Below are 23,475 nucleotides of genomic sequence, written 5' to 3'. Positions count from 1 at the left end.
CGAGTGGCTACGTGACAGAACGCACAATCTGTCTACCCAAGCAAACAGACCACTGTTAACGGCGGGAGTAGCACTTTGACTTCGGGACTACATTCCCGTTACTGGGACATCATGTGATGTATATCACTGCAGGTTCCGGGCTTACCGGGCGCCGCCGAAGCCGCCGCAACCGAAAAAGAGCCGACCTGACTGCCCCGTCAGGTCGGCTCCGTTGATCGGCGCGGCATCTACCCCGCAGCGGACTTGGACACCTCGTAGGGCGACGCACCGAGATCCGGAACCGGTTCGAATCCGCGCGCGAGAGCACGCGCCACATCGCTGCGAATCAGCCGGTTCAGGCCGACGAAGGCAGCCATGTCCAACACCATGGGGGTCAGCAGACGGTTGTGCACGAATCCGATGGCCAGCCCGCTGGCCGGGTCCGCCCAGCCCACCGAACCACCCAGACCCACGTGGCCGAACCCCGGCATCACCCCGAACGGAACCGAGTGATACCCGAGATGGAAGCCGAGCGGCACCCCCAGATTGCGGTCCGGTCGTAGCCCGGGTGGGCCGGGCAGAGCCGCCACCGTCCGTTCCGACAGATACTCCTGGCCCTGCAAGCGGCCGCGATTGGCGATCGCACCGTACATTCTGGCCAGGCCACGAGCGGTGGCAACGCCGTTGACGGCAGGCGCCTCGGAGTCCAGGAACGGCGTTTCCCCCTGAACCAGGGACATCACCCCGGGGAAGTACATCGAGCCGAATGCACCGGAGAAGTTCAGCGCGGCAACCCGTGGCGCCACGAAGTCGAAGACATGGTTGGGCCACCGCCGCTGCGGCACCAGGATCTGCGCGGCCCGCGTCGGGGCGTCCGCCGGCGGCCGGCCCAGATGCACGCCGTCGGTCCCCAGCGGCTCGGCGAGCTCGCTGCGAAACAGTTCGCGCATACCGCGCCCGGTCACCGCACGGGCCAATCCGGACAGCAGCCAGCCGTAGGTCAGCGCATGGTACGCCGACTTACCAAAAAGTAGCGAGTTCACCGGTGCAGCCGCAACACGGCTCTCCATCGCCAGGTGATCGAGCAGGTCAGCTTTGCTGACACCGTTGAGCTGAGACAACCCGGCCTCATGCGCCATCACCTGCCGCACCGTGACCGCAGATTTGCCATTGGCCGCGAACTCAGGCCAGTACGCCCGCACCGGACGGTCGTAGTCGATCAGGCCACGGTCAACGAGACGGTGAATGACCGTCGAGGCCATGCCCTTGGTCGCGGAGAACACCATCGCCCCGGTATCGGCCGTCCAGTACTGCGTACCTGCACGATCTGCGTAGCCCGTCCATACGTCGACCACAGGCTCGCCGTCCTGGAGGATCACCAACGCGCCTCCGCCGTACCTGCGGCCCGGGAACAGCTTCGAGAAGCCGCGGACCGTACTGGCGAAGTTCCGGTCCGCCGCACCCTGGACACCGTGTGGAAGCGCCTCGTCGCGCTCCCGATTGTGATCGGTCACACAATTGAATTTACCTGGCGCCCCGGCAAATAACTCAACCGTTACCGACCTGTTAGCCAGAGACCGACATTTCCTCAGGCGAGCGGCTTGTCATCCACCTTGAAGTCGATGTTGACGTTGCCGGACTTCACCTCGCGAACAGTAGCGGTGACGCCGTACTTGGTGCCATCCTTGGCTGTCAGCACACAGTGCTGCGTCGTCCCGACCTCGCCGACGATGCCGTCGTCGCAGGTCACAGACTTCGCCTTGCGCTTGGCCGCGGTTTCCAGCTTCTCTTTCGCCAGCGCTTGCAACTTCGTCTTGGCCACGGTGGGCGCCGGAGTTGCCGTTTCACCGCCGCCGCAACCGGTCAGCGCGGCACCGGCGACGGCCGCAACGGCCACGAGCACACGCAGTTTCAGGGTCACGCCCGTCATCTCAGCACACGCCTTTCGTGTCAGTCGGCGGCAGCCAGGATCTCCTGGGCAGCCAGTGTCGGCGTCAGTTCACCCTCACGCACACGACGCTCCACCTCATCGCGGATACTGCGCACACCGGGGTGCGACAGCACCCGGTCCAGCACCGCGTCGCGGACCATCGACCAGGTCCAATCCACCTGCTGCGCCCGCCGGCGGGCTTCGAACTCCCCGGCTTCGGTGAGGACGTCGCGGTGCTTGAGCACCGTCTCCCACAGCTCGGACAGGCCGGTACCTTCGATCGCGCTCATCGTGAGAACCGGTGGCCGCCACAGGGTTTCACGCGGGTAGATGAGGCGGATCGCACCGGTCAACTCCCGGGCCGCCTTCTTCGCCTCGATCGCGTGCTCGCCGTCGGCCTTGTTGACCACGATCACGTCGGCCAGCTCCAGCACACCCTTCTTGATGCCCTGCAGCTGGTCCCCGGTCCGGGCCAGCGTGAGAAACACGAAGGTGTCGACCATGTTCGAGACCGCCACCTCGGACTGCCCGACGCCGACCGTCTCGACCAGGATCACGTCGTATCCGGCCGCTTCGAGCAACACGATGGTCTCCCGAGTGGCCTTGGCCACCCCACCGAGGGTGCCCGAGGTGGGCGACGGCCGGATGTAGGCGTCGGGATGCACGGCCAACCGCGCCATCCGAGTCTTGTCCCCCAGGATCGACCCACCGGTACGGGTCGAGGACGGATCCACCGCCAGCACCGCGACCCGGTGCCCGGCCTCGATCAGGTGCATGCCCAGCGCTTCGATGGTGGTCGACTTACCGACCCCGGGCACCCCGGTGATACCGACGTGCAGGGCCGAACCGGCCTCCGGCGCCAGTTCCAGCAACAGCTCCTGGGCCTGCCGGCGATGGTCGGCGCGGGTCGACTCGACCAGGGTGATGGCCCGGGCCAGCGCGGCGCGGTCTCCCGCACGGATACCGTCCGCGAGCTCGGGAACGGGTGTCGTCATCGTTGCATCACATCCACCGACGAAACCGCATTCCAGCAGGAGAAGTGCGAGTGACCGCCTGCTGGAATGCCGTTTCGGCGCATCAGAGTTGGTAACCCAGCCGACCCGCCAGCTTCTGCAGCAGGCCGATGGCCGCATCGGCGATCACGGTGCCCGGCGGGAAGATCGCGGTGGCCCCGGCCTCGTACAGCTCGTCGAAGTCGCCCGGCGGGATGACACCGCCCACCACGATCATGATGTCGGGCCGCCCCACCTCGGCCAGCGCGTCGCGCAGCGCGGGCACCAACGTCAGGTGCCCGGCCGCCAGCGAGGACACCCCGACCACATGCACGTCGTTGTCGGCAGCCTGGCGGGCCACCTCCTCCGGCGTGGAGAACAGCGAGCCCACGTCGACGTCGAAACCGATGTCGGCGAACGCGGTGGCGATCACCTTCTGGCCGCGGTCATGGCCGTCCTGGCCCATCTTGGCCACCAGGATACGGGGACGACGCCCGTCGGCCTCGGCGAACTTCTCGACCAATTCCGTTGCGGTACTCACGTTCCCGGCCTTTCCGACCTCGTCGCGGTAGACGCCGGCAATGGTACGGATCTCGGCCTGGTGGCGCCCGTACACCTTCTCCAGCGCGTCGGAGATCTCGCCGAGGGTGGCGTTGGCGCGGGCCGCGTTGATCGCCAGCGCGAGCAGGTTGTTGCCCAGCCCGTCGGGGCCGGCGACGCCGGATTCACCTGCCGCACGGGTCAACTCGGCCAGTGCCGCCTGAGTAGCGGCCTCGTCGCGCTCGGCCCGCAACTGCTGCAGTTTGGCCAGTTGCTCGGCGCGCACCCGGCTGTTCTCGACCTTGAGGACCTCGATCTCCTGGTCCTCGTCAACCTGGTACTTGTTGACGCCGATCAGCGGCTGGGCACCCGAGTCGATCCGGGCCTGGGTGCGCGCCGCGGCCTCCTCGATCCGCAGCTTCGGGATGCCCTCGCCGATCGCCTGGGCCATGCCGCCGTGTTCGGCGACCTCCTTGATGTGGGCCCGGGCCTTCTCGGCCAGCTGGTGGGTCAACCACTCGACGTAGTACGAGCCGCCCCACGGGTCGATGGGCCGGGTGGTGCCCGACTCCTGCTGCAACAGCAGCTGGGTGTTGCGGGCGATGCGGGCCGAGAAGTCGGTGGGCAGCGCCAGCGCCTCGTCGAGGGCGTTGGTGTGCAGCGACTGGGTGTGGCCCTGGGTGGCCGCCATCGCCTCGATGCAGGTGCGGGCCACGTTGTTGAACACGTCCTGCGCGGTCAACGACCACCCCGAGGTCTGCGAGTGGGTACGCAGCGACAGTGATTTCTCGCTCTTGGGATCGAACTGCGCCACCAACTCGCTCCACAGCAGCCGGCCGGCGCGCAGCTTGGCCACCTCCATGAAGAAGTTCATCCCGATGCCCCAGAAGAAGCTCAGCCGCGGTGCGAACTTGTCGATGTCCAGCCCGGCGTCCAGACCGGCCTTGATGTACTCGACGCCGTCGGCCAGCGTGTAGGCGAGCTCCAGATCGGCTGTCGCCCCAGCTTCCTGGATGTGATAGCCCGAAATCGAGATCGAGTTGAACTTCGGCATCTTCGCGCTGGTGTAGCCGAAGATGTCGGAGATGATCCGCATCGACGGCTTCGGCGGATAGATGTAGGTGTTGCGGACCATGAACTCTTTGAGGATGTCGTTCTGGATGGTCCCGGCGAGCTTCTCCGGCGGCACGCCCTGTTCCTCGGCGGCAACCACATAGAGCGCGAGGATCGGCAACACCGCGCCGTTCATGGTCATCGACACCGAGACGCTGCCCAGATCGATACCGTCGAACAACTGGCGCATGTCGAGGATGGAATCGATGGCCACACCGGCCATTCCGACGTCGCCCGCCACGCGCGGATGGTCCGAGTCGTAGCCGCGGTGGGTGGCCAGGTCGAAGGCGACCGACAGACCCTTCTGGCCGGCCGCCAGGTTGCGCCGGTAGAACGCGTTGGACTCGGCGGCGGTGGAGAACCCGGCGTACTGGCGGATGGTCCACGGCTGGTTGACGTACATGGTCGGGTAGGGCCCGCGTACGAACGGCGGTGCGCCCGGGAAACTGTCGAGCGGATAGCCGGCCGCGGCCACCTCGTCGCGGTCGGCGGCGATGTACACCGGCTTGACGTCAATGCCCTCGGGGGTGGCCCAGGTCAGCTGGTCGGGGCTGTAGCCGTGGGCGGCCGCCGCGGCGGCGACATGTTGCTCGACGGCGGCCGGGGTGGCCGCAGCGCCCGCGTCGCCCCCGCGCAGCGGTACGTCGGCGAAACTACGGATCTCTGATCCTGTTGTGGCAGTCATCTCAGGCCCCCAGTCCGGTGAGCAGGTTCGACAGGGCTTCGACGGCATCGATCTTGGCCGTCAGGTAGCCGTCAGGTTTTGAATCAGATTCGGCCACAGCCTTTTCCGGTCCGGCCAGCAGCACCTGGCCGATACCGGCGGCACGCGCGGCGACCACCGCGTCCGAAGCCTCGGCGCCGTAGCGGGTGTCGGTGCCACACAGCACGGCCACCGACGGCGATCCCGCCGCCGACACCGCACCGGGAATCCCGGCGGCGTCGACGGTTCCCGGATTGATCGCCTCGATCCCGCCCGAGGCCAACAGGTTCGACGCGAACGTGGTGCGGATGTTGTGCTCGGCCAGCGGCCCCAGCGGGAGCAGCAGCACCTTCGGCCGCGAGCCGTTGGCGGCCAGGTAGACATCCGAGCGGTCGCGCAACGCCTCGAAACCGGCCGCATACCGGGCGATCGACGAGACCGAATCCCCTTGCGGCAGCGGCTGTTCGTCAAGGTTGGGGAATTCGTTGACACCGGTGATCGCGGTGCGACGGTGGGCGATGTCGTCGCTGCGTCGTGCCGCCACCTCGGCGATCTGGGCGGTGAGGTACTCGCGGGCCGCGATGAAACCGCCCCGCGCCTCGATGTCCTGGAAGTGCGCCCAGGCCTGATCGGCCAGTTGCGCCGTCAGATCCTCCACGAACCACGAACCGCCGGCCGGATCGAGCACCTGGCCGATGTGCGATTCCTCCAACAGCAGCAGTTGGGTGTTGCGGGCGATGCGGCGGGCGAAGCTCGTCGAGGTGCCGTCCAGGCCGCCGGGAACGGCCACGTCGAACGGTTGTACCTGCACGGTGTCGGCTCCCCCGACCCCGGCAGCGAACGCGGCCAGCGTGGTGCGCAGCATGTTCACCCACGGATCGCGCTGCGTCATCATCGGCAGCGAGGTCACGGCGTGCACCCGGGCCGCTCCGGCACCGCCGGAGGTGGGGGCGCCGAGGACCTCCGCCACCCGTGCCCAAAGCTGCCGGGCAGCCCGCAGTTTGGCGATCGTCATGAACTGGTCGTCATCGGCGGCGTAGCGGAAACTGATCTGCCGCAACGCATCCGGGGTGGCCACCCCACCCTCGCTCAGGATGCGCAGGTACGCCACCGCGGCGGCGGTCGCCGCAGCGAGCTCCCAGGCGGCGCTGGCGCCGAGATTGTGGAACGCCGGGCCGTCGACCGTGATGGCCCGGACCCCACCGGCGAACCCGGTGAGCTTGCCCACTGCGGCCACCAGATCGGCATCGTCGGTTTCGGCCTGCCCGGACAGCGGCGCGGTCAAGGGATCGGCGCCCAGATCGATCGACAGTCGCGAGCGCTGCTCCTCGTCGAGGTCACCGAGCAGGGCCAGCACCGCGTCAGCGGTGGCAGCCAGATCGGCACCCGCGTCCGCAACACCTTCGAAGATCACCGGAACCAGATCCAGGAACACGCCGTCGAGCAGCCGGTCCAACTCGGTCAGGGCGATGCCGCCCTCGCCGCCGACCCGCAGGGCCAACCCGCTGGCGCCCTCGGTCAAGGCCACCAGCACGGCGCCGTTGACGGTGCCCACCGGTGTACCCGCGACAGCCGGGAAACTCTCGACGACCTTCCATCCCGACTTCACGTCGCGCAGGCCGTCACCGCCGCGGATGAACGGCCACTGCCCCGGCAGGGCCGGCTCGGGGTGGGCGTCCAGCGCGGTGTACAGCGGCCGGATCGCGAAGCCCTCATAGGTCTGCGAATCCAGCAGGCGCTCCGGCTCGGGTGGCAGGTCTGCCACCTCCCGCCGACTGCTCTTGGCCAGCACACCGGCGACCGCCGTCCGCCATTTCTGGCGGTCGGACTCAACCGCACTAGTCCCCTGTAACGACACCCGCATCTCCTGTTATCGCAGCGTGTGACCTACCCACTCGCCCATCAGGCTAAATGATCGCCATCACGGGGCTGACCGCCGGTCGGCGGACTCACGCCGGCGCCGGGCGCTGTTCGGCGCCGGGGGCCCGTACTGTTGTAAAGCGTGAAACCCGTCGTCAGAACCCTGCGCGTGGTGCGCGCCACGGTCCTTGCGACGGCCTCCCAACTGCCGCCGCGGCGCATCGTCGGCCTGATGGCCGGCATTGTGATTCTTGTCGCAATCGCCGTGCTGGTGCCGCTGCCGACTGCCATGCAGCTGCGGGACTGGGCCACATCGGTGGGCGCGTGGTTCCCGCTGGCCTTCCTCGCCGCCCACATCGTGGTGACCGTGTTCCCGTTTCCGCGCACCGCCTTCACCCTGGCCGCGGGCCTGTTGTTCGGACCTGCCCTCGGCGTGGCGATCGCGGTGGTGGCCAGTGCGGTCAGTGCGGTTCTGGCGCTGTGCCTGATCCGCGCGGCCGGTTGGCAGCTCAATCGGCTGGTGTCGCATCCACGCATCGACACACTCGACGCCCGCCTGCGCCGACGCGGCTGGCCGGTGGTGTTGTCCATGCGGCTGATCCCGGCGGTACCGTTCTCGGTGCTCAACTACGCGGCGGGGGCGTCGGCGGTACGCGCCGTCCCGTACTCGATCGCGACGCTGTTCGGACTGTTTCCCGGCACCGCGGCCGTGGTGATCCTGGGCGACGCGTTGACCGGGAACATCAGCCCGGCACTGTTCCTGGTGTCGTTGGGCACCGCCGCGCTCGGCGTGGCCGGTCTGGGCTACGAACTGCGGCTGCACCGCCGCGACCAGCACGCCCCGCAGCACTCCCCCCAGCACCGCGAACGTGCACGTCTGCCGGTCGACACGCCGCCATCAGCCGACATTTCACCCACGCTCACCGAGCCGTGAGCGCCACCGTCCCGCGCCGACGCGGGTAGCGAACCGAGAGGAGACCACCTGTGAGCGTCCTGGCCGATTTCGGTGCCCGCCTCCTGCGCAACCGCCACCTGGTGCGGGCGCCGATCTGGCTCTACCGGATCAGGGCCGGAGCGCTGCTCGGCTCCCGGGTGATGATGCTGGAACACATCGGTCGCACCTCCGGGGCCCGCCGCTACGTCGTGCTCGAAGTGGTGAGTCGGCCGGATCCGGACACCATCGTCATCGCATCCGGTTTCGGGACCAAGGCCCAATGGTTCCGCAACATCACCGCCAACCCGCACGTCCGGGTCTGGCTCGGCAGCCGGCCACCGGTCGACGCTGTCGCGCAGGTGCTCGATCAGCCGGCCGCCGATCAGGTCCTGGCCGAGTACCGGGCACAACACCCCAAGACGTGGGACCAGTTCAAGCTCGTCCTGGAGGAAACCCTCGGGCGGCCGATCACCGACACCGACTCGCCGCTGCCGATGGTCGCGATCCGGCTCCAGCCGCACCGCTGACGCACCTATGCCCGGTGCGCGCCGCCTTCCAGTTCGGTGGGTGCAATGTTCTCCAGCGACGACGGCGTCGGCTTGGCGCCCAACGGCGGCGTGGTGGCCCGCGCTTCGGCTTCGGCCTTGGCCACGGCTTCGGCGATCGCCGGATCGGTGTCGGTGGAGAACCAATCGGCGACCTCGTCGCTGTCGTCCTCGGGCTTGGGCAGGTCCTCCCCGACCGGTGACGGCGTATAGCGGAACACCCCGTCCTCACCCGGAGCACCCAACAGTTTGGTGAAACCCTGCAACGCCGAACCGAAGTCGCTGGGCACCAACCAGACCTTGTTCGCCTCGCCCTTGGCCATCTGCGGCAGCGTCTGCAGGTACTGATAGGCCAGCATCTCCGGGGTCGGCCGGCCGGCCTTGATCGCGGCGAACGTCTTCTCGATGGCCTTGGCCTGCCCCTGCGCCTGCAGGTACTGGGCGGCCCGCTCACCCTGGGCCCGCAACATCCGTGACTGCCGGTCGGCCTCGGCGGCCAAGATCGCGGCCTGCTTGGCGCCTTCGGCCGCCAGGATCTGCGACTGCTTCTGGCCTTCGGCCTGCTTGATGGACGATTCCCGGACACCCTCGGCGGTCAGGATCATCGCCCGCTTCTCACGGTCGGCCTTCATCTGCTTTTCCATCGACTCCTGGATCGACGGGGGCGGATCGATGCTGCGCAGCTCCACCCGCGCCACCCGCAACCCCCACCGGCCGGTCGCCTCGTCGAGTACCCCGCGCAGCTGCTGGTTGATGGCATCGCGTGAGGTCAGGGTCTGTTCCAGGGTCATACCGCCGACCACGTTGCGCAGCGTGGTGGTGGTCAGCTGCTCCACACCGACGATGTAGTTGCTGATCTCGTACACCGCCGCCTGCGGATTCATCACCCGGAAATACACCACGGTGTCGATGGCCAACGTCAGGTTGTCTTCGGTGATGACCCCCTGCGGAGGGAACGACACCACCCGCTCACGCAGGTCCACCCGGGCCCGGATCCGGTCGATGAACGGCACCAGCAGGGTCAGCTGACCGCTGACCGTGCGACTGTAACGACCCAGACGCTCGATCACCGCCGCCTCGGCCTGGGGAATGAGCGCAACCGATTTGGCCACGATGATGATGGCGAACACCACCAAGACGAGCAGCAAGATCAGCCCGGCCACCGCACCGTCCATGGTCCCTCCTGGGTTTCTACGTCGTCTTGAAAACCACAGCGGTGGCACCGTCGATCCGCACCACCGTCACATGGTCACCTGGTTCGTACACATCGTGGTCATTGAGCGGCCGCGCCGTCCAGACCTCGCCGTCGAGCTTGACCTGCCCCTCGTGCTCGGCCACCCGGTCCAGCACCAGCGCGGACTTTCCCTCCAGCGCCTGCACCAGCTCGGGCCGGCCCTTGCCCGCCTCGAAGCGGCGCCGCAGCGCCGGCCGGACGCCCACCAGCAAAAGCACTGACACCACAAGGAACACCACGCCGTCGGCCCAGAGCGGGAAGTCGAACAACCAGCTCGAGCCCGTCGCCGCGAGCGCCCCGCCGGCCAGCATGAGCAGGAACATGTCGCCGGTCAGCGCCTCTGCCCCGGCCAGCACCAGCGCCAGGATGAGCCAGATCAGCGGTGCGACCATGAACCCACCCTAGCGAATACGGCCGGATCGGCGGTCGACAATTACACTGCCAGGATCATGTGGTGTCCAAGTGCAACGCTGTCGATATGGGCCAACGCCTGGCGGGCCGGTGCGGCCGCGCCCGACGATGTGCTCGGCGCGTTATCCCAATGGGCACCAATGCATTCTGTGACTGCCTACGATTCGCAGGCGGCGGTCCGCACCGGGCTGCCGTGGCCCGAGTTGGAGGATTCGGGCTCTGTCTCGCTGCTCCAGACCCTGCGCACCGCGGTCGGCCGATCCGGCACCCGTCCGTCGATCAGGGTGGCCCTGCCGGTTCCCGGTGACGTCCGCGGCTTGCCCCCGGGCTCGCAGTTCCAGCGCGATGCGCTGAACGTGGGCGAAGCCGTCCTGGTCACCCACGACGAATTGGACGGGGTGGGCCTGGTACCGGAATTCGAGTATTTCGAATTCGACGAGGCGGAAACCGAATCCGCATACGAGCCGGAGCCCCGAGCCCTGTCCTGGACGGTGTACTCGCTGCCTGTGCTGCCGCCGCCGCAGCATTACGATCTCGGCGAGGCCGAGTACGAGTTGCGCTCGGCCGTGCGGTCCGCCGCCGATACGTTGGGCGCCCTGCGCGCCGGCGTCGGAGTGGACGTCGACGATCCCCGCGGCATGGTGGAAGCCATCATGGCGGCGGGCCGGATGCATCGCCTCCCCGATCACGCCCCCACCCGGGCGGTGCGGGTGCTGGAGAACGCCGCCCAGGTCGACGCGATCATCACGGTGAGTTCCGGCCTGATGCCGATCGGCCTGCAGAGTTCGTCGGAGGTGCAGATCGCCGGCGACGCGATGCGGCCGTTGGCCCAGGTGGTGCGCACCGCACGGCTGGCCGCACTCGAAGCGATCCTGCAATCCGCTTGGCGCGACTAGTTTTTCGCCGTCTTTGCCGTCATCGAGGCCGTCGTACCACAACACTCCGGCGCGCACGGCGCCCCGTCGACGCTGTATCCGTAGCCCGGCACCGGATCGGGCCCGGCCACCCGCAGCGCCGGTGCGCCGGTCCGTAACTCGTCGATCAGCCCGACCGCCAATTGGGCGAAACGCGCGTCCGCGTTGGGGGTGGCGGCCCGCGCGAACGCGATCCCGGCGCGTTCGGCCTGCGCCCGCAGCTCGGTGTCCAGGTCCCACACCACCTCGATGTGGTCGGCGACGAATCCGATCGGGCAGACGATGACGGCCCGGGTCCCCTTCTGACTCAACGCCGTCAGATGGTCGGCGACGTCGGGCTCCAACCACGGGATCCGGGGCGGGCCTGATCGCGACTGCCAGACCTGGTCGTAGTCCGCGTAGCCGGCCGCGGCGGCCACCAGCCGCGTGGCGTATCCGACCTGCCGGCTGTAGAGCCGTGGACCGTGGCGCTCGTCGGCGGCGATCGGCACCGAATGCGCGGTGAAGACCAGTCGGGCCTCGTCACGCAACTCGGCGGGCAGGGTGGCTGCCGCGTCGGCGATCGCGTCGGCGAACATCTCCACCAACAGCGGATGGTCGAAGTACTGGCGCAGTTTCACCAGTTCCGGGGCATCGGCACCGACAGCGGCGCGGGCCCGGGCGATGTCCTCGACGTACTGGGTGCAGCTGGAATACCCGCCCCAGGCCGATGTGGTGAACACCGCGGCACGGCGAATTCCGTTGTCGCGCATGGTTGCGACGGTGTCCTCGACATACGGTTCCCAGTTGCGGTTACCGAAATAGACGGGCACACCGGACAGCTGGGTCTGCAATTGCGCGATCAGGGCACGGTTGATGCCGTTGATCGGCGAGACCCCGCCGAAATGCAGGTAGTGCTCGGCGACCTCGGCCAGCCGCTCGTCAGGGATGCCGCGGCCACGAGTGACGTTCTGCAGGAACGGCATCACCTGCTCCGGGGCCTCCGGTCCGCCGAAGGACAGCAGGAGGACGGCATCGAACTCGGTCAACTCGCCTCCTCCGCTCCCCTACTTCCGCCGAAACCGCATTCCGGCAGCGTTTGTGCGAGTGCACGCCTGCCGGAATGCGGTTTCGGCGGGGACATCACAGCAGTTGGGTGCTGGCGCCACCGTCGGCGTAGACGATGGTGCCGGTGGTGGCGGGCAGCCAATCCGACAGCAACGCGCACACGGTCTTGGCGACCGGTGTCGGGTCCTTCATGTTCCAGCCGATCGGCGCGCGCGAGTCCCAGCCCTCTTCGAGGAGCTGCATCTGCTGCTTGGTTTCGTCACCCAGCGCACCACCGACGATCGCGCTCATGGCCAACGTCCGGATCGGGCCCGCGGCAACGAGATTCGACCGCACACCGACCTGCCCGGCCTCGCGGGCGACGAAGCGGTTGACCGATTCCAGCGCACTCTTGGCCACCGTCATCCAGTTGTAGGCGGGCATCGCCCGGGTCGGGTCGAAGTCCATTCCGACGATGCTGCCGCCTTCGTTCATGACCGGCAGCGTGGCCTTGGCCAGTGACGCGTACGAGTACGCCGAGATGTGGATGCCCTTGGAGACGTCCTCGTACGGCGCCTCGAAGAACGGGTTCATCCCCATCCCGGTCTGCGGCATGAAGCCGATCGAGTGCACCACACCGTCGAGCTTGTTACCCGCACCGATCGTCTCGGTGATCCGGCCGGCCAGGGAGGCCAGGTGTTCCTCGTTCTGCACGTCGAGCTCCAGCAGCGGGGCCGGCTTGGGCAACCGGTCGGCGATGCGCTGGATCAGCTTCATCCGGTCGAAACCGGTGAGTACCAGCTCGGCGCCGGCCTCCTGGGCCACCTTGGCGATGTGGAACGCGATCGACGAGTCGGTGATGATCCCGGTGACCAGGATGCGTTTGCCTTCGAGCAGACCTGCCATGAGTATGACTCCTTGTTCGGCGAAAAATTAAGCGAAAGTGCGGTTGATCCAGGGCTTTGGATCAGTGGCCCATGCCCATGCCCCCGTCGACCGGAATCACCGCACCAGCGATGTAGCTCGCGTCCTCGGAAGCCAGGAAGCTGACCGCTCCGGCGACCTCCTCGGCGGTGCCCACGCGCTTGGCAGGGATGAAATCCAGTGCGCCCGCCTGGATGCGCTCATCGAGCGAACGGGTCATCTCGGTGTCGATGTAGCCGGGGGCGACGACGTTCGCGGTGACCCCGGCCTTGGACAGTTCCCGCGAGATCGAGCGGGCCATGCCGATCAGGCCGGCCTTGGCGGCGGCATAGTTGGCCTGGTTGCCGATACCCCACATGCCCGAGACCGAACCGATGAAGATGATCCGGCCGAAGCGCTTGCGCTGCATGCTGCGCGACGCGCGCTGCGCCACCCGGAACGCACCGGTGAGGTTGGCGTCGATGACGTTCTGAAACCGCTCCTCGGTCATCCGCATGAGGAACGCGTCCTGGGAGATGCCGGCGTTGGACACCACCACCTCGACCGGGCCCTGGTGTTCCTCGACCTCTTTGAACGCCCGGTCGACGGCCTCGTTGTCGGTGACGTCACACACGACACCGAACAGGCCGTCCGGCGCGCCGGATCCGCGGTGCGTCACGGCCACCTTGTGTCCGTCGGCGGCCAGCCGCTGGGCAATGGCCAGACCGATACCGCGGTTACCCCCGGTCACCAGTACAGAACGGGAAACAAAAGCCGGACGGCCACCGGCTTCTGCAGCGGCACTTTCGGTGGCGACACTGTCACTCATGCCCGCCAACTTAACGTGTGGGTCATCGATCGCCGAAATCGACACCAGGGCTGTTGTGCGTGCGAATTCACCACCATGACGCAGATCTCGACGTCTGCCTAGCCAGGCAGTCGACGGTTGATCAGCAACGCCGCCACCCCGGCCACCACCAGCACCAGCGACCCCAGCCGCAGCCAACCGAGACTGGCGTCACCCTTGATGGTCTCGTAGCCGATCTGCTGCTGCAGCGAGCTGAACACCTGCTTGAGCTGTTCCAGGCTGGACGCGGTGAATGCGTCACCCCCGGACAGCTTGGCGATCCGGCCCAGCATCTCGTCATCGACCGGGACCGGCTGGCGCTGATCGTTGATCTCGACGTAGCCGTACGGCGTGCCGAACGACACCGTGGAGATCGGCACGCCCTGGTCCTTGGCGGTGCGCGCGGCGGTGTAGGCCCCCTTGGGGTTGTCCGGGTTGGACGGCACGGTCTCCTTGCCGTCGGACATCAGCACGATCCGGGCCGGCGGACGCTCGTCGCCGCCACCGATCACCGCGCCGACGGTGGCGATCGCCTGCAACGCGGTGAAGATGCCCTCACCGGTTGCGGTCCGATCGGCCAGTTGCAGCTTGTCCAGCCCGTTCTTGGTGGCCTCACGGTTGGTGGTCGGCTGCACGAGCACGGTCGCGGTCCCGGCGTACGCGATCAGGCCGAGGTTGATGCCCGGCGTCAGCTGATCGGCGAATTGCTTGGCGGCCTCCTGCGCGGCGACCAGCCGACTGGGCGCAACATCGGTGGCGCGCATGGACTGCGACACGTCGACCACGAGCATCACCACCGCGCGGTTCCGCGGAATCCGCACATCGTGGGTGGGCCCGGCCATCGCCACCGTCAGCAGCACCAGCGAGAGCGCCAGCAGGATTGCCGGCAGGTGCCGCCAGCGGGTGGGTTGTTTGGGTGCGACGCTTTCCAGCAGCTCCATGTTGGCGAAGCGCAGCATCCGCTGCTTGCGGGCCCGCTGCACGATGACGTAGTACGCGATCAGGCCGAGCACCACGAACAGGAACAGGAACCACCACGCATGGGCGAAGCCCGACAGGCTCATCGGACCCAGAATCGGTAATGTCATGTGCTAGAAGTCATTTCGCTTTCGTTGCTCATCACGCTTCTTCTACCGCTGGCCCGCCAGGGCGCCGCGCCGCCGATTCGCCACGAACCGCACCACATCGGCGATCCAGTCGCGGTCGGTGCGCAGGCTCAGCAGCGGTGCGTCACACCGCCGCAACGTGCGGGCCACTTCCTCCCGGTGGGCCGCAGCCGCCCGCTCGAAATCGCTGCGGAGCTGCTCGTCGATGGTGAACTCGCGGGTGACACCGGTCTCGGTGTCCTGCAGCACCACATCCCCCACGGCGGGCAACTCGACGTCACGCGGGTCGAGGATCTCGATGCCCAGCACCTCGTGACGCCCGGCGATGGCCCGCAGCGGACGCATCCAGTTGATCGGCCCGAGGAAGTCACTGATGATCACCGCCATGCCGCGCCGGCGCTCCGGGCGGCGCAGCGCGTCGATGGCGGCGGCCAGGTCGCCCCGCACCCCGGTCGGAGCCTTCGGTGTGGTGGCGATCGCGCGCAGCAACTCCTGCTCGTGCAGCCGCCCGCTCAACGCCGGCACCCGGCGCGTGGTGTCGCCGTTGGCGATGATCGCCCCGATCCGGTTCCCGCCACCGCTGTTGAGGAACGCAATGGCGGCCGCGGCCGCCACAGCCAGATCACGCTTCTCACAGCCGGTGGTGCCGAAATCCAGGCTGGCCGACATGTCGACGACGAGCCAGGTCTCCAGCTCCCGGTCGGCGATCATCTGCCGCACGTGCGGCGTCTGGGTCCGCGCCGTCACCGACCAATCCATCCGGCGCACGTCGTCACCGGGCTGATAGATCCGCGAATCCCCCGGCTCCGACCCCGGGCCCGGGATCAGGCCGAGGTGGTCGCCGTGCAGGACCCCGTCGAGCTTGCGCCGCACCGTCAGCTCAAGCTTGCGCAACGCCGCCGTCAGTGCGGGATCCCGAATCTCCCCGCGCTTGAGAGACGGCAGGTCGACGGTGCGTCGGGAAGTGGTCACCGACCACCGGCCGCGCCGGCCGCGGCAGGCACAGCGGGCGGAACCGAATGCCCTTGCTGCGGAAGGGCATTGACCTGCGGCAGGGCCACCGTCTGCAGAATCCGGTTGACCACCGTCTCCGCGGAAACCTCGTCGGCCAGCGCGTCGTACGTCAGCACCAGGCGGTGCCGCAGCACGTCGGGGATCACCTCGACGACGTCCTGCGGGATGACGTAGTCACGCCCACGCACCAGGGCCAGCGCCCGGGCCGCCGAGATGATGCCGAGCGAGGCACGCGGCGAGGCACCGTAGGCGATCCACGCCTTGGCGTCGGGCATGCCGAACTTCTCCGGCTCACGGGTCGCGGTGACGATCCGCACCACGTAGTCCACAAGAGCGTGGTGCACGAACGTATTGGCCGCGAGGTCCTGCAGCCGCAGCAGATCGTCGGTGGTCAGGATCTGCTTGGGCTCCGGCGGCTTGACGCCCATCCGGTAGATGATCTCGCGCTCTTCCTCCGGCGTCGGGTAGTCGACGTTGAGCTTGAACAGGAAGCGGTCGCGCTGGGCTTCGGGCAGTGCGTAGACGCCCTCCTGCTCGATCGGGTTCTGGGTGGCCATCACCAGGAACGGGGTGGGCAGCGGGAACGTCTTGCCGCCGATCGAGATCTTGCGCTCGGCCATCACCTCGAGAAGGGCGGACTGCACCTTCGCCGGCGCGCGGTTGATCTCGTCGGCGAGCAGGAAGTTGACCACCACCGGGCCGAGCTCGATGTCGAAGTCTTCCTTGCCCTGCCGGTAGATGCGGGTACCGATGATGTCGGTGGGCACCAGGTCGGGGGTGAACTGGATGCGCGCGAACGTCCCGCCGACCACCTTGGCGAACGTCTCGACGGCGAGCGTCTTGGCCACGCCGGGCACGCCTTCGAGCAGTACGTGGCCCTTGGCGAGCAGACCGACGAGCATCCGCTCGACGAGCTGGTCCTGGCCCACGATGATCCGCTTGACCTCGAAGATGGCGCGTTCGAGGGTGTGCACCTCGGCCTGCAGGCTGCCGTTGGTCGCGGCCTGCGGCGCGGCGTGGGAGCCGGGTGACCCGGGCGGAAAGCCCGGCGCCGGGCTCGAACCGGGATACCCTCCGGCGCCCTGCGGCGGTCCACTCGGTGACGTCATCAACTTCCTCCCACGGTGTTCGACTACAAAAACGCTGGTCTTGCCTGTTGCTCTGGTGGGCAACCGAGTGCCCGCCGTCAACTATTCCAGGCAGTTCGAATTCCGTCGACGCTGCCCGGAAGAGTTCAGCTTCCCCTCAGGATTCGACGATGCGGGCCGCATAGGGCTGGATGCCCGCCGTCCGCACCGGACTCACCGTCACTTTGCCCGCGCTTCCGGACGCCTCGAGCATCTTGCCGCCGCCGAGATACATCGCCACGTGCTGGCTGCCGCCGGGCCCCCAGAACAGCAGGTCACCGCGCTTGGCCTGGGCCACCGGAACCTTGCGGCCGGTGTTGTACTGGTCGCCCGAGTACTTGGGGATCAACACGCCCACGCCGGCGTAGGCGTACTGCGTCAGGCCCGAACAGTCGAAGCCCACGGTGTTGGCGCCGGACTCGATGCCGCGGGTGGGGCCGCTGGGTTTGCCACCGCCCCACGAGTACGGCACACCCATCTGCGATCCCCCGCGCCGGATGGCGTATTCGATGGCCTGCGGCCCGCGGACACTGCCCACGGCCACGCTGCCCGGCTCGTCCTTGACCAGACCGAGGCCGGCCAGGAACTTGTGGCCCAGGCCCATCGTGACCTGGGTGGCCTGCGCGGTGGCGGCCAGCGAGGCGTTGGCGATCGCCAGCGGGTCGCCGGGCGCGCCGGAGCTGATCAGTTTCGGCAACGTCGGATCCCATTGACCGTCGTCGGGCGCGGCGTGGGCCGGCGCCACCAGACCGACCGCCGCAACCGTCGTCGCGGCGATCAGGATCAGGCAACGTAAGACGAAGGAGCGCAATGTATTCCCATCAGTATTCGATGTAGCGGACCACGTACGGGGTCATCCCGCTGGTGCGGACCGGCGAGATCTTGACGTGCGAACCCGTATAGGGCGCTTCGAGCATCTGGCCGTTGCCCAGATACAGGGTCACGTGCTGACTGCCGCCGGGCCCGTAGAAGATGACGTCGCCGCGACGCATCTGCGAGGACGGGATCTTGCGGCCGGCGTTGTACTGCGAGCCCGAATAGTGCGGCAACTTGATGCCGACTCCGGCGAACGCGTAGAGGATCAGGCCCGAGCAGTCGAACCCGACCGTGTTGGCCCCGGAATCGATGCCCCGGCTCGGTCCGGCCGCGTTGCCGCCGCCCCAGGAATACGGCACACCCATCTGGGAACCGGCCCGCCGGATGACGTACTCGGAGGCCTGCCGGCCGTACACCCGCGGGATCGCCCCGTTGGTGTAGCCCGTCGGGGTCGGCAGGATCCCCAACTTCTGCAGGAAGCCGCGGCCCATGTCGGCGGTGACCTGAGCCGAGGTCGACGAGATCCCCAGCACCGTGTTGATGATGGCGATCGGATCACCGCTGACGAAGGCGCTGGGGATGGCCGGCAGCGTGGGATCCCATGCGGTGTCCCAGTTCTGGCCCGCCTGCGCCGGGGCGCCCGGCGCCCGATCCCAGTTCCCGGCGGCCGCCTGCGGCGCCGGCGCGGCCGGTGCCGATGCCTTGTGCACCTGCGCGAGCTGGGCTTGCGCCGAGGCCCGTTCGGCGGTCAACCGGTCGAGTTCGCCCTGTTGTGTGCGGAAGGTCTGCTGCGCCTGGGTGAGCGCGGCGACGGCATTGTCCTGACTGGTCTGCGCGTCGGCCGCGGCCTTGTCGGCGTTCTGCTTGGCCAGCCGCGCGGCCGATTCCCGGTTCACCTGCTCGGTCCGGGCCCGCTGCAGGTCAGCGATCACCTTCTCGCTGCTGACGGTGAGCGTTTGGCCGGTGGCTGCGGAACTGACGATGTCGGCTGGGTCGGACGCGGCCAGATACGAGGACGACGGGCCGCTGACATAGGTGGCGGCGGCGAACGTGTTGAAGCGCTTCTGGGCCGCCTCGATGGCGGCATTGGCGTCGGCGATGCCCTGCTGGCTGGCGTCGACCTCCTGCTGCGCCGCGGCCGCTGCGTCGCGCGCGTCCTGTACTTCGACGATGGCCTTGTTGACGGCTTCCTGCTGGGTCTGGATGGCCGCGCCCAGCTCCTGCAGCTTCTGGTCGGCATTGGCCACTGCCGCGACGAGTGTGGCGATCTGGTCGGGGCTGCCCGGGTCGGCCGTGGCCGCGGGGACCCCGCCCGACAGCGCCGTGGCCAACAGCATTCCGGCGGTCAGCGGGACGGCGCACCACCGCCGTCGCGTACCCGCGACCCGATCGGTTCCCCGCGCTCGCGGGACGCCAAATATGCGTCTCATTCGACTCAGGTCTCCTCGGGCTCAACGACGGCGTACCGGCCAGTTTGCTCGGCGTCTATGCGCAGAAGTCACATGAAGCACAACTACAACAATGGGTACCGATTGCACCGTACGTCACATCTAGAGCTAAAGAAACTTTAGTCACAAATTACAAGAATGTAATTGCGAATACCGTTACCGCTTAGTGATATTGGGCGTTATTCCGAACTAATGTTCGACGGAATTCGGCAACGTTTCCGAGGCCGGGCTCGACGTCCCTGACCCGGCGATTCGTTTGCTGCGGACCTGCAGTCCGCGGGCCAGCGCGGCCGCCGCGGCGACGCCTAGCACCAACACGATCGTGAGTGCCGTCCAGGGAAAATCCGGCGTCGAAATCTGGCCGACGAAATTCTTCGCCGACAACACCGGATTTCCGGTTTTGGCCACATCCTGACCGGCTTCCAAAGTCACCCGATCGATGGTCGGGCTGTAGGTACCGGCGAACGACGGGCTCAACGCCAGCACCGTCGCGCCCGGGTTGGCCTCCCCGACCTCGGTGGCGATGTCGCGCAACGGCGTGTCGATGGCCGGGTTACCCGGCAGCACGACAATCTTGAGGTCGACGCCACTCTGACGGGCGTCGCTGACCACCTGGCGCAACTCCTCGACGTCGGCGTCGGGAGCACTCACCCCGTCGTCACGCACATCGGCCTGCACAGCAGCCATGCAGGCGGCCACGCCATCAGGTTGAGCCGGATCGATTCCCACGGTGTCGCACACCTCGACCGGGATATAAGACGGCAGGAATGGAATGACATGCGGTCCGGTCACCCCAGCACGGTACGCCGCGGCGTTCCGGCCGGGCCAACGGACACGGGCAATCGTCACCGCTTCGACCGCCGATCGTCACTCTGGAGTGACGCTCGTGCCCGAACGCCACTCCGGCGTGACAAAGCGCGGCCCCAACTGCGCCCGACCGCCGACACCGCCACGCTCGCGTGACGCTCGGGACCCGACGCCACTCCGGCGTGACATTCGGGAAGCTCCACCGAGGCCTGCCGGCACCAAACCTGGGCAGTCGCCACCGAATCAGCGAGCACAGATCGGGCCAACCAGGTGGCGACGAGCACGCGACAAGAGAAGACTGGGCCCCGGCCCACCATCCATTGCAGGACAAGCGTACTGTTAGGATCAGGACGCCGCCGACACAGCCCGTCGCGGCGAGATCTAGCCGGGAGTTGATGTGAGCAGCGAGAATACGGAAAATTCGTCCCTTAACTCATTTGGTGCCCGCGACACCCTGACTGTCGGGGACAAGAGCTATCAGATCTACCGCCTCGACGCGGTACCCGGCACCGAGAAGCTGCCCTACAGCCTCAAGGTGCTCGCGGAGAACCTGCTGCGCACCGAAGACGGCGCCAACATCACCAAGGAACACATCGAGGCCATCGCCAACTGGGATCCCTCGGCGGAGCCGAGCATCGAGATCCAGTTCACCCCGGCCCGCGTGCTGATGCAGGACTTCACCGGTGTGCCGTGCATCGTCGACCTGGCCACCATGCGCGAGGCCGTGGCCGCACTCGGTGGTGACCCGGAAAAGGTCAACCCGCTGTCCCCCGCCGAGATGGTCATCGACCACTCCGTCATCCTCGACGTGTTCGGCAACGCCGGCGCCTTCGAGCGCAACGTCGAACTCGAATACGAGCGCAACTCCGAGCGCTACCAGTTCCTGCGCTGGGGCCAGGGCGCGTTCGACGACTTCAAGGTCGTCCCGCCGGGCACCGGCATCGTGCATCAGGTCAACATCGAGTACCTGGCCCGCGTGGTGTTCGAGCGTGACGGGGTGGCCTACCCCGACACCTGTGTGGGCACCGACAGCCACACCACCATGGAGAACGGCCTGGGTGTGCTGGGCTGGGGTGTCGGCGGTATCGAGGCCGAGGCGGCCATGCTGGGCCAGCCCGTCTCGATGCTCATCCCCCGCGTCGTCGGCTTCAAGCTGACCGGTGAGATCAAGCCCGGTGTGACCGCCACCGACGTGGTGCTCACCGTCACCGACATGCTGCGCAAGCACGGTGTGGTCGGCAAGTTCGTCGAGTTCTACGGCAAGGGTGTGGCCGAGGTGCCGCTGGCCAACCGCGCCACCCTGGGCAACATGAGCCCCGAGTTCGGTTCCACCGCAGCGATCTTCCCGATCGACGACGAGACCATCAACTACCTGCGGCTGACCGGGCGCACCGAGGAGCAGCTGGCACTGGTCGAGGCCTACGCCAAGACCCAGGGCATGTGGCACAACCCGGACAAGGAGCCGGTCTTCTCCGAGTACCTCGAGCTGGACCTGTCCACCGTGGTGCCCTCGATCTCCGGCCCGAAGCGCCCGCAGGACCGCATCGAGCTGTCCGACGCCAAGAATGCCTTCCGTCGCGACATCCACAACTATGTCGAGGAGGGCAACTCCACCGAGTACACCGATCTCGACGACGCACTCGACGACAGCTTCCCGGCCTCTGATCCGGCCAAGCTGACCTTCGAGAAGGAGGGCGCACCGACAGTTCACTCGGCCGCCCGCAACTCCAACGGCCGGCCGTCCAAGCCGGTCCGGGTGCGTTCCGACGAGCGCGGCGAGTTCGTGCTCGACCACGGCGCCGTCGTCGTCGCGGGCATCACCAGCTGCACCAACACCTCGAACCCGTCGGTGATGATCGGTGCGGCGCTGCTGGCCAAGAAGGCCGTCGAGAAGGGCCTCACCTCCAAGCCGTGGGTCAAGACCAACATGGCGCCGGGCTCGCAGGTGGTCACCGACTACTACAACAAGGCCGGCCTGTGGCCGTACCTGGAGAAGCTGGGTTACTACCTGGGTGGCTACGGCTGCACCACCTGCATCGGCAACACCGGCCCGCTGCCGGACGAGATCTCGGCGGCCATCAACGAGAATGACCTGTCGGTGACGGCCGTGCTCTCGGGCAACCGCAACTTCGAAGGCCGCATCTCCCCCGACGTGAAGATGAACTACCTGGCCTCTCCGCCGCTGGTCATCGCCTACGGGATCGCCGGCACCATGGACTTCGATTTCGAGACCGATCCGCTCGGCCAGGATTCCGACGGCAACGACGTCTTCCTCAAAGACATCTGGCCGTCGGCCGCCGAGATCGAGGAGACGATCGCCTCCTCGATCAACCGGGACATGTTCACCGACTCCTACGCCGATGTGTTCAAGGGCGACGAGCGCTGGCGTTCGCTGTCCACCCCGGAGGGCAACACCTTCGAGTGGGACGACGCGTCCACCTACGTGCGCAAGGCCCCGTACTTCGACGGCATGCCCGCCGAGCCGGAGCCCGTGACCGACATCAAGGGCGCCAGAGTCCTTGCCCTGCTGGGCGATTCGGTGACCACCGACCACATCAGCCCGGCCGGTTCGATCAAACCGGGCACCCCGGCCGCGCAGTACCTCGACGCCAACGGCGTTGAGCGCAAGGACTACAACTCGCTGGGGTCGCGGCGCGGCAACCACGAGGTGATGATCCGCGGTACCTTCGCCAACATCCGGCTCCGCAACCAGTTGCTCGACGACGTCTCGGGCGGCTACACCCGCGATTTCACCCAGGATGGCGGCCCGCAGGCGTTCATCTACGACGCCTCGGTCAACTACAAGAAGGCCGGCATCCCGCTGGTCGTCCTGGGTGGCAAGGAATACGGATCGGGTTCGTCGCGTGACTGGGCGGCCAAGGGCACGGTGCTGCTGGGCGTGAAGGCCGTCATCACCGAATCCTTCGAGCGCATCCACCGGTCGAACCTGATCGGCATGGGCGTCATCCCGCTGCAATTCCCGGCCGGCGAATCGGCGGCCAGCCTGAAGCTGGACGGTACCGAGACCTACGACATCACCGGTATCGACGAGCTCAACAAGGGCAAGACGCCGAAGACCGTGCACGTGACCGCCACCAAGGAAGATGGGTCCAAGGTGGAGTTCGACGCCGTGGTCCGCATCGACACCCCCGGCGAGGCCGATTACTACCGCAACGGCGGCATCCTGCAGTACGTGCTGCGCAACATGCTGAAGTCGAAGTAATCC

The 23,475-nt window shown here is 67.5% G+C and carries 20 protein-coding genes; 4 read left to right on the top strand and 16 right to left on the bottom strand.

Going from position 1 to position 23,475, the window contains the following annotated elements:
* Positions 1-227: 227 nt before the first annotated feature.
* The 5 genes from lipL to mutA all read right to left on the bottom strand — a co-directional run bounded on the left by lipL (position 228) and on the right by mutA (position 7,121).
* Complete coding sequence (gene lipL, locus FR943_RS13995; protein ID WP_217158030.1) at positions 228-1,493, bottom strand: esterase/beta-lactamase LipL; 1,266 nt, start codon at positions 1,491-1,493, stop codon at positions 228-230.
* A 74-nt stretch (positions 1,494-1,567) separates the two neighbouring features.
* Positions 1,568-1,909 (bottom strand): DUF4333 domain-containing protein, encoded by a 342-nt coding sequence (locus tag FR943_RS13990; RefSeq protein ID WP_218045570.1) that lies wholly within the window; start codon positions 1,907-1,909, stop codon positions 1,568-1,570.
* Between the two features lie 20 nt (positions 1,910-1,929).
* Complete coding sequence (gene meaB, locus FR943_RS13985; RefSeq protein WP_217158028.1) at positions 1,930-2,904, bottom strand: methylmalonyl Co-A mutase-associated GTPase MeaB; 975 nt, start codon at positions 2,902-2,904, stop codon at positions 1,930-1,932.
* Positions 2,905-2,986: 82 nt separating this feature from the next.
* Positions 2,987-5,239 (bottom strand): methylmalonyl-CoA mutase, encoded by a 2,253-nt coding sequence (gene scpA / locus FR943_RS13980; RefSeq protein ID WP_217158027.1) that lies wholly within the window; start codon positions 5,237-5,239, stop codon positions 2,987-2,989.
* 1 nt (position 5,240) lies between these two features.
* Positions 5,241-7,121 carry a methylmalonyl-CoA mutase small subunit gene (gene mutA / locus FR943_RS13975; RefSeq protein ID WP_217158025.1) on the bottom strand — a complete coding sequence of 627 codons (1,881 nt, stop codon included), beginning with the start codon at positions 7,119-7,121 and terminating at the stop codon, positions 5,241-5,243.
* Between the two features lie 138 nt (positions 7,122-7,259).
* On the opposite strand from mutA, the gene FR943_RS13970 reads away from it, so the two are divergent.
* Complete coding sequence (locus FR943_RS13970; protein ID WP_217158023.1) at positions 7,260-8,051, top strand: TVP38/TMEM64 family protein; 792 nt, start codon at positions 7,260-7,262, stop codon at positions 8,049-8,051.
* A 50-nt stretch (positions 8,052-8,101) separates the two neighbouring features.
* Positions 8,102-8,578 carry a nitroreductase family deazaflavin-dependent oxidoreductase gene (locus FR943_RS13965; RefSeq protein WP_217158021.1) on the top strand — a complete coding sequence of 159 codons (477 nt, stop codon included), beginning with the start codon at positions 8,102-8,104 and terminating at the stop codon, positions 8,576-8,578.
* 5 nt (positions 8,579-8,583) lie between these two features.
* Here the strand turns inward: FR943_RS13965 and FR943_RS13960 are convergent, their stop codons facing one another.
* Entirely contained in the window at positions 8,584-9,771 is a 1,188-nt protein-coding gene (locus FR943_RS13960; RefSeq protein ID WP_217158019.1) for an SPFH domain-containing protein, read from the bottom strand.
* A gap of 16 nt (positions 9,772-9,787) precedes the next feature.
* Positions 9,788-10,222, bottom strand: coding sequence for an NfeD family protein (locus FR943_RS13955; RefSeq protein WP_217158011.1), 435 nt, complete (start codon positions 10,220-10,222; stop codon positions 9,788-9,790).
* A gap of 57 nt (positions 10,223-10,279) precedes the next feature.
* Here FR943_RS13955 and FR943_RS13950 point away from each other — a divergent pair, with 57 nt between their 5' ends.
* Positions 10,280-11,137 (top strand): Rv1486c family protein, encoded by an 858-nt coding sequence (locus tag FR943_RS13950; RefSeq protein WP_217158010.1) that lies wholly within the window; start codon positions 10,280-10,282, stop codon positions 11,135-11,137.
* Here the strand turns inward: FR943_RS13950 and FR943_RS13945 are convergent.
* The 9 genes from FR943_RS13945 to FR943_RS13905 form a co-directional block, all read right to left on the bottom strand.
* Complete coding sequence (locus tag FR943_RS13945; RefSeq protein WP_217158007.1) at positions 11,134-12,183, bottom strand: ferrochelatase; 1,050 nt, start codon at positions 12,181-12,183, stop codon at positions 11,134-11,136. The two genes, FR943_RS13950 and FR943_RS13945, sit on opposite strands and share 4 nt — an antisense overlap.
* Positions 12,184-12,277: 94 nt before the next feature.
* The gene (gene inhA / locus FR943_RS13940) at positions 12,278-13,087 is read right to left on the bottom strand and encodes an NADH-dependent enoyl-ACP reductase InhA (protein WP_217158005.1); all 810 of its coding nucleotides are present in this window, start codon (positions 13,085-13,087) and stop codon (positions 12,278-12,280) included.
* Between the two features lie 61 nt (positions 13,088-13,148).
* Positions 13,149-13,913, bottom strand: coding sequence for a 3-oxoacyl-ACP reductase FabG1 (fabG1, locus tag FR943_RS13935; protein WP_217158003.1), 765 nt, complete (start codon positions 13,911-13,913; stop codon positions 13,149-13,151).
* 98 nt (positions 13,914-14,011) lie between these two features.
* Positions 14,012-15,019 carry a VWA domain-containing protein gene (locus FR943_RS13930; RefSeq protein WP_217158001.1) on the bottom strand — a complete coding sequence of 336 codons (1,008 nt, stop codon included), beginning with the start codon at positions 15,017-15,019 and terminating at the stop codon, positions 14,012-14,014.
* Positions 15,020-15,061: 42 nt separating this feature from the next.
* Entirely contained in the window at positions 15,062-16,009 is a 948-nt protein-coding gene (locus FR943_RS13925) for a DUF58 domain-containing protein (RefSeq protein ID WP_217157999.1), read from the bottom strand.
* On the bottom strand, positions 16,006-17,160 hold the full coding sequence (gene moxR1, locus FR943_RS13920) for a chaperone MoxR1 (protein ID WP_217157997.1): 1,155 nt from the start codon (positions 17,158-17,160) through the stop codon (positions 16,006-16,008). Before moxR1 ends, FR943_RS13925 begins: the two co-directional genes overlap by 4 nt.
* 136 nt (positions 17,161-17,296) lie before the next feature.
* Positions 17,297-17,989, bottom strand: a complete 693-nt coding sequence (ripB, locus tag FR943_RS13915; protein WP_217157995.1) for an NlpC/P60 family peptidoglycan endopeptidase RipB — start codon at positions 17,987-17,989, stop codon at positions 17,297-17,299.
* Positions 17,990-17,999: 10 nt separating this feature from the next.
* Positions 18,000-19,424: an NlpC/P60 family peptidoglycan endopeptidase RipA gene (gene ripA / locus FR943_RS13910; protein WP_217157986.1), complete on the bottom strand. Its 1,425-nt coding sequence runs from the start codon at positions 19,422-19,424 to the stop codon at positions 18,000-18,002.
* 207 nt (positions 19,425-19,631) lie between these two features.
* Positions 19,632-20,234, bottom strand: a complete 603-nt coding sequence (locus FR943_RS13905; RefSeq protein WP_217157980.1) for an Rv1476 family membrane protein — start codon at positions 20,232-20,234, stop codon at positions 19,632-19,634.
* A gap of 412 nt (positions 20,235-20,646) precedes the next feature.
* Here FR943_RS13905 and FR943_RS13900 point away from each other — a divergent pair, with 412 nt between their 5' ends.
* Positions 20,647-23,472, top strand: a complete 2,826-nt coding sequence (locus FR943_RS13900) for an aconitate hydratase (protein ID WP_217157978.1) — start codon at positions 20,647-20,649, stop codon at positions 23,470-23,472.
* The last annotated feature ends 3 nt before the right edge of the window (positions 23,473-23,475 follow it).

The organism is [Mycobacterium] fortunisiensis, from assembly GCF_019050325.1.
GTDB lineage: Bacteria > Actinomycetota > Actinomycetes > Mycobacteriales > Mycobacteriaceae > Mycobacterium > Mycobacterium fortunisiensis.
Note: the sequence above shows the minus strand (reverse complement) of the source record. Positions and strands in the feature narration are given on the sequence as shown.

Bases quoted from the DNA above. Each gene is read 5' to 3' on its own strand.
- FR943_RS13955 (WP_217158011.1), bottom strand. From the start codon at position 10,222: ATGGTCGCACCGCTGATCTGGCTCATCCTGGCGCTGGTGCTGGCCGGG.
- meaB (WP_217158028.1), bottom strand. From the start codon at position 2,904: ATGACGACACCCGTTCCCGAGCTCGCGGACGGTATCCGTGCGGGAGAC.
- FR943_RS13930 (WP_217158001.1), bottom strand. From the start codon at position 15,019: ATGACATTACCGATTCTGGGTCCGATGAGCCTGTCGGGCTTCGCCCAT.
- mutA (WP_217158025.1), bottom strand. From the start codon at position 7,121: ATGCGGGTGTCGTTACAGGGGACTAGTGCGGTTGAGTCCGACCGCCAG.
- FR943_RS13950 (WP_217158010.1), top strand. From the start codon at position 10,280: ATGTGGTGTCCAAGTGCAACGCTGTCGATATGGGCCAACGCCTGGCGG.
- scpA (WP_217158027.1), bottom strand. From the start codon at position 5,239: ATGACTGCCACAACAGGATCAGAGATCCGTAGTTTCGCCGACGTACCG.
- inhA (WP_217158005.1), bottom strand. From the start codon at position 13,087: ATGGCAGGTCTGCTCGAAGGCAAACGCATCCTGGTCACCGGGATCATC.
- ripA (WP_217157986.1), bottom strand. From the start codon at position 19,424: ATGAGACGCATATTTGGCGTCCCGCGAGCGCGGGGAACCGATCGGGTC.
- FR943_RS13990 (WP_218045570.1), bottom strand. From the start codon at position 1,909: ATGACGGGCGTGACCCTGAAACTGCGTGTGCTCGTGGCCGTTGCGGCC.
- FR943_RS13960 (WP_217158019.1), bottom strand. From the start codon at position 9,771: ATGGACGGTGCGGTGGCCGGGCTGATCTTGCTGCTCGTCTTGGTGGTG.
- fabG1 (WP_217158003.1), bottom strand. From the start codon at position 13,913: ATGAGTGACAGTGTCGCCACCGAAAGTGCCGCTGCAGAAGCCGGTGGC.
- moxR1 (WP_217157997.1), bottom strand. From the start codon at position 17,160: ATGACGTCACCGAGTGGACCGCCGCAGGGCGCCGGAGGGTATCCCGGT.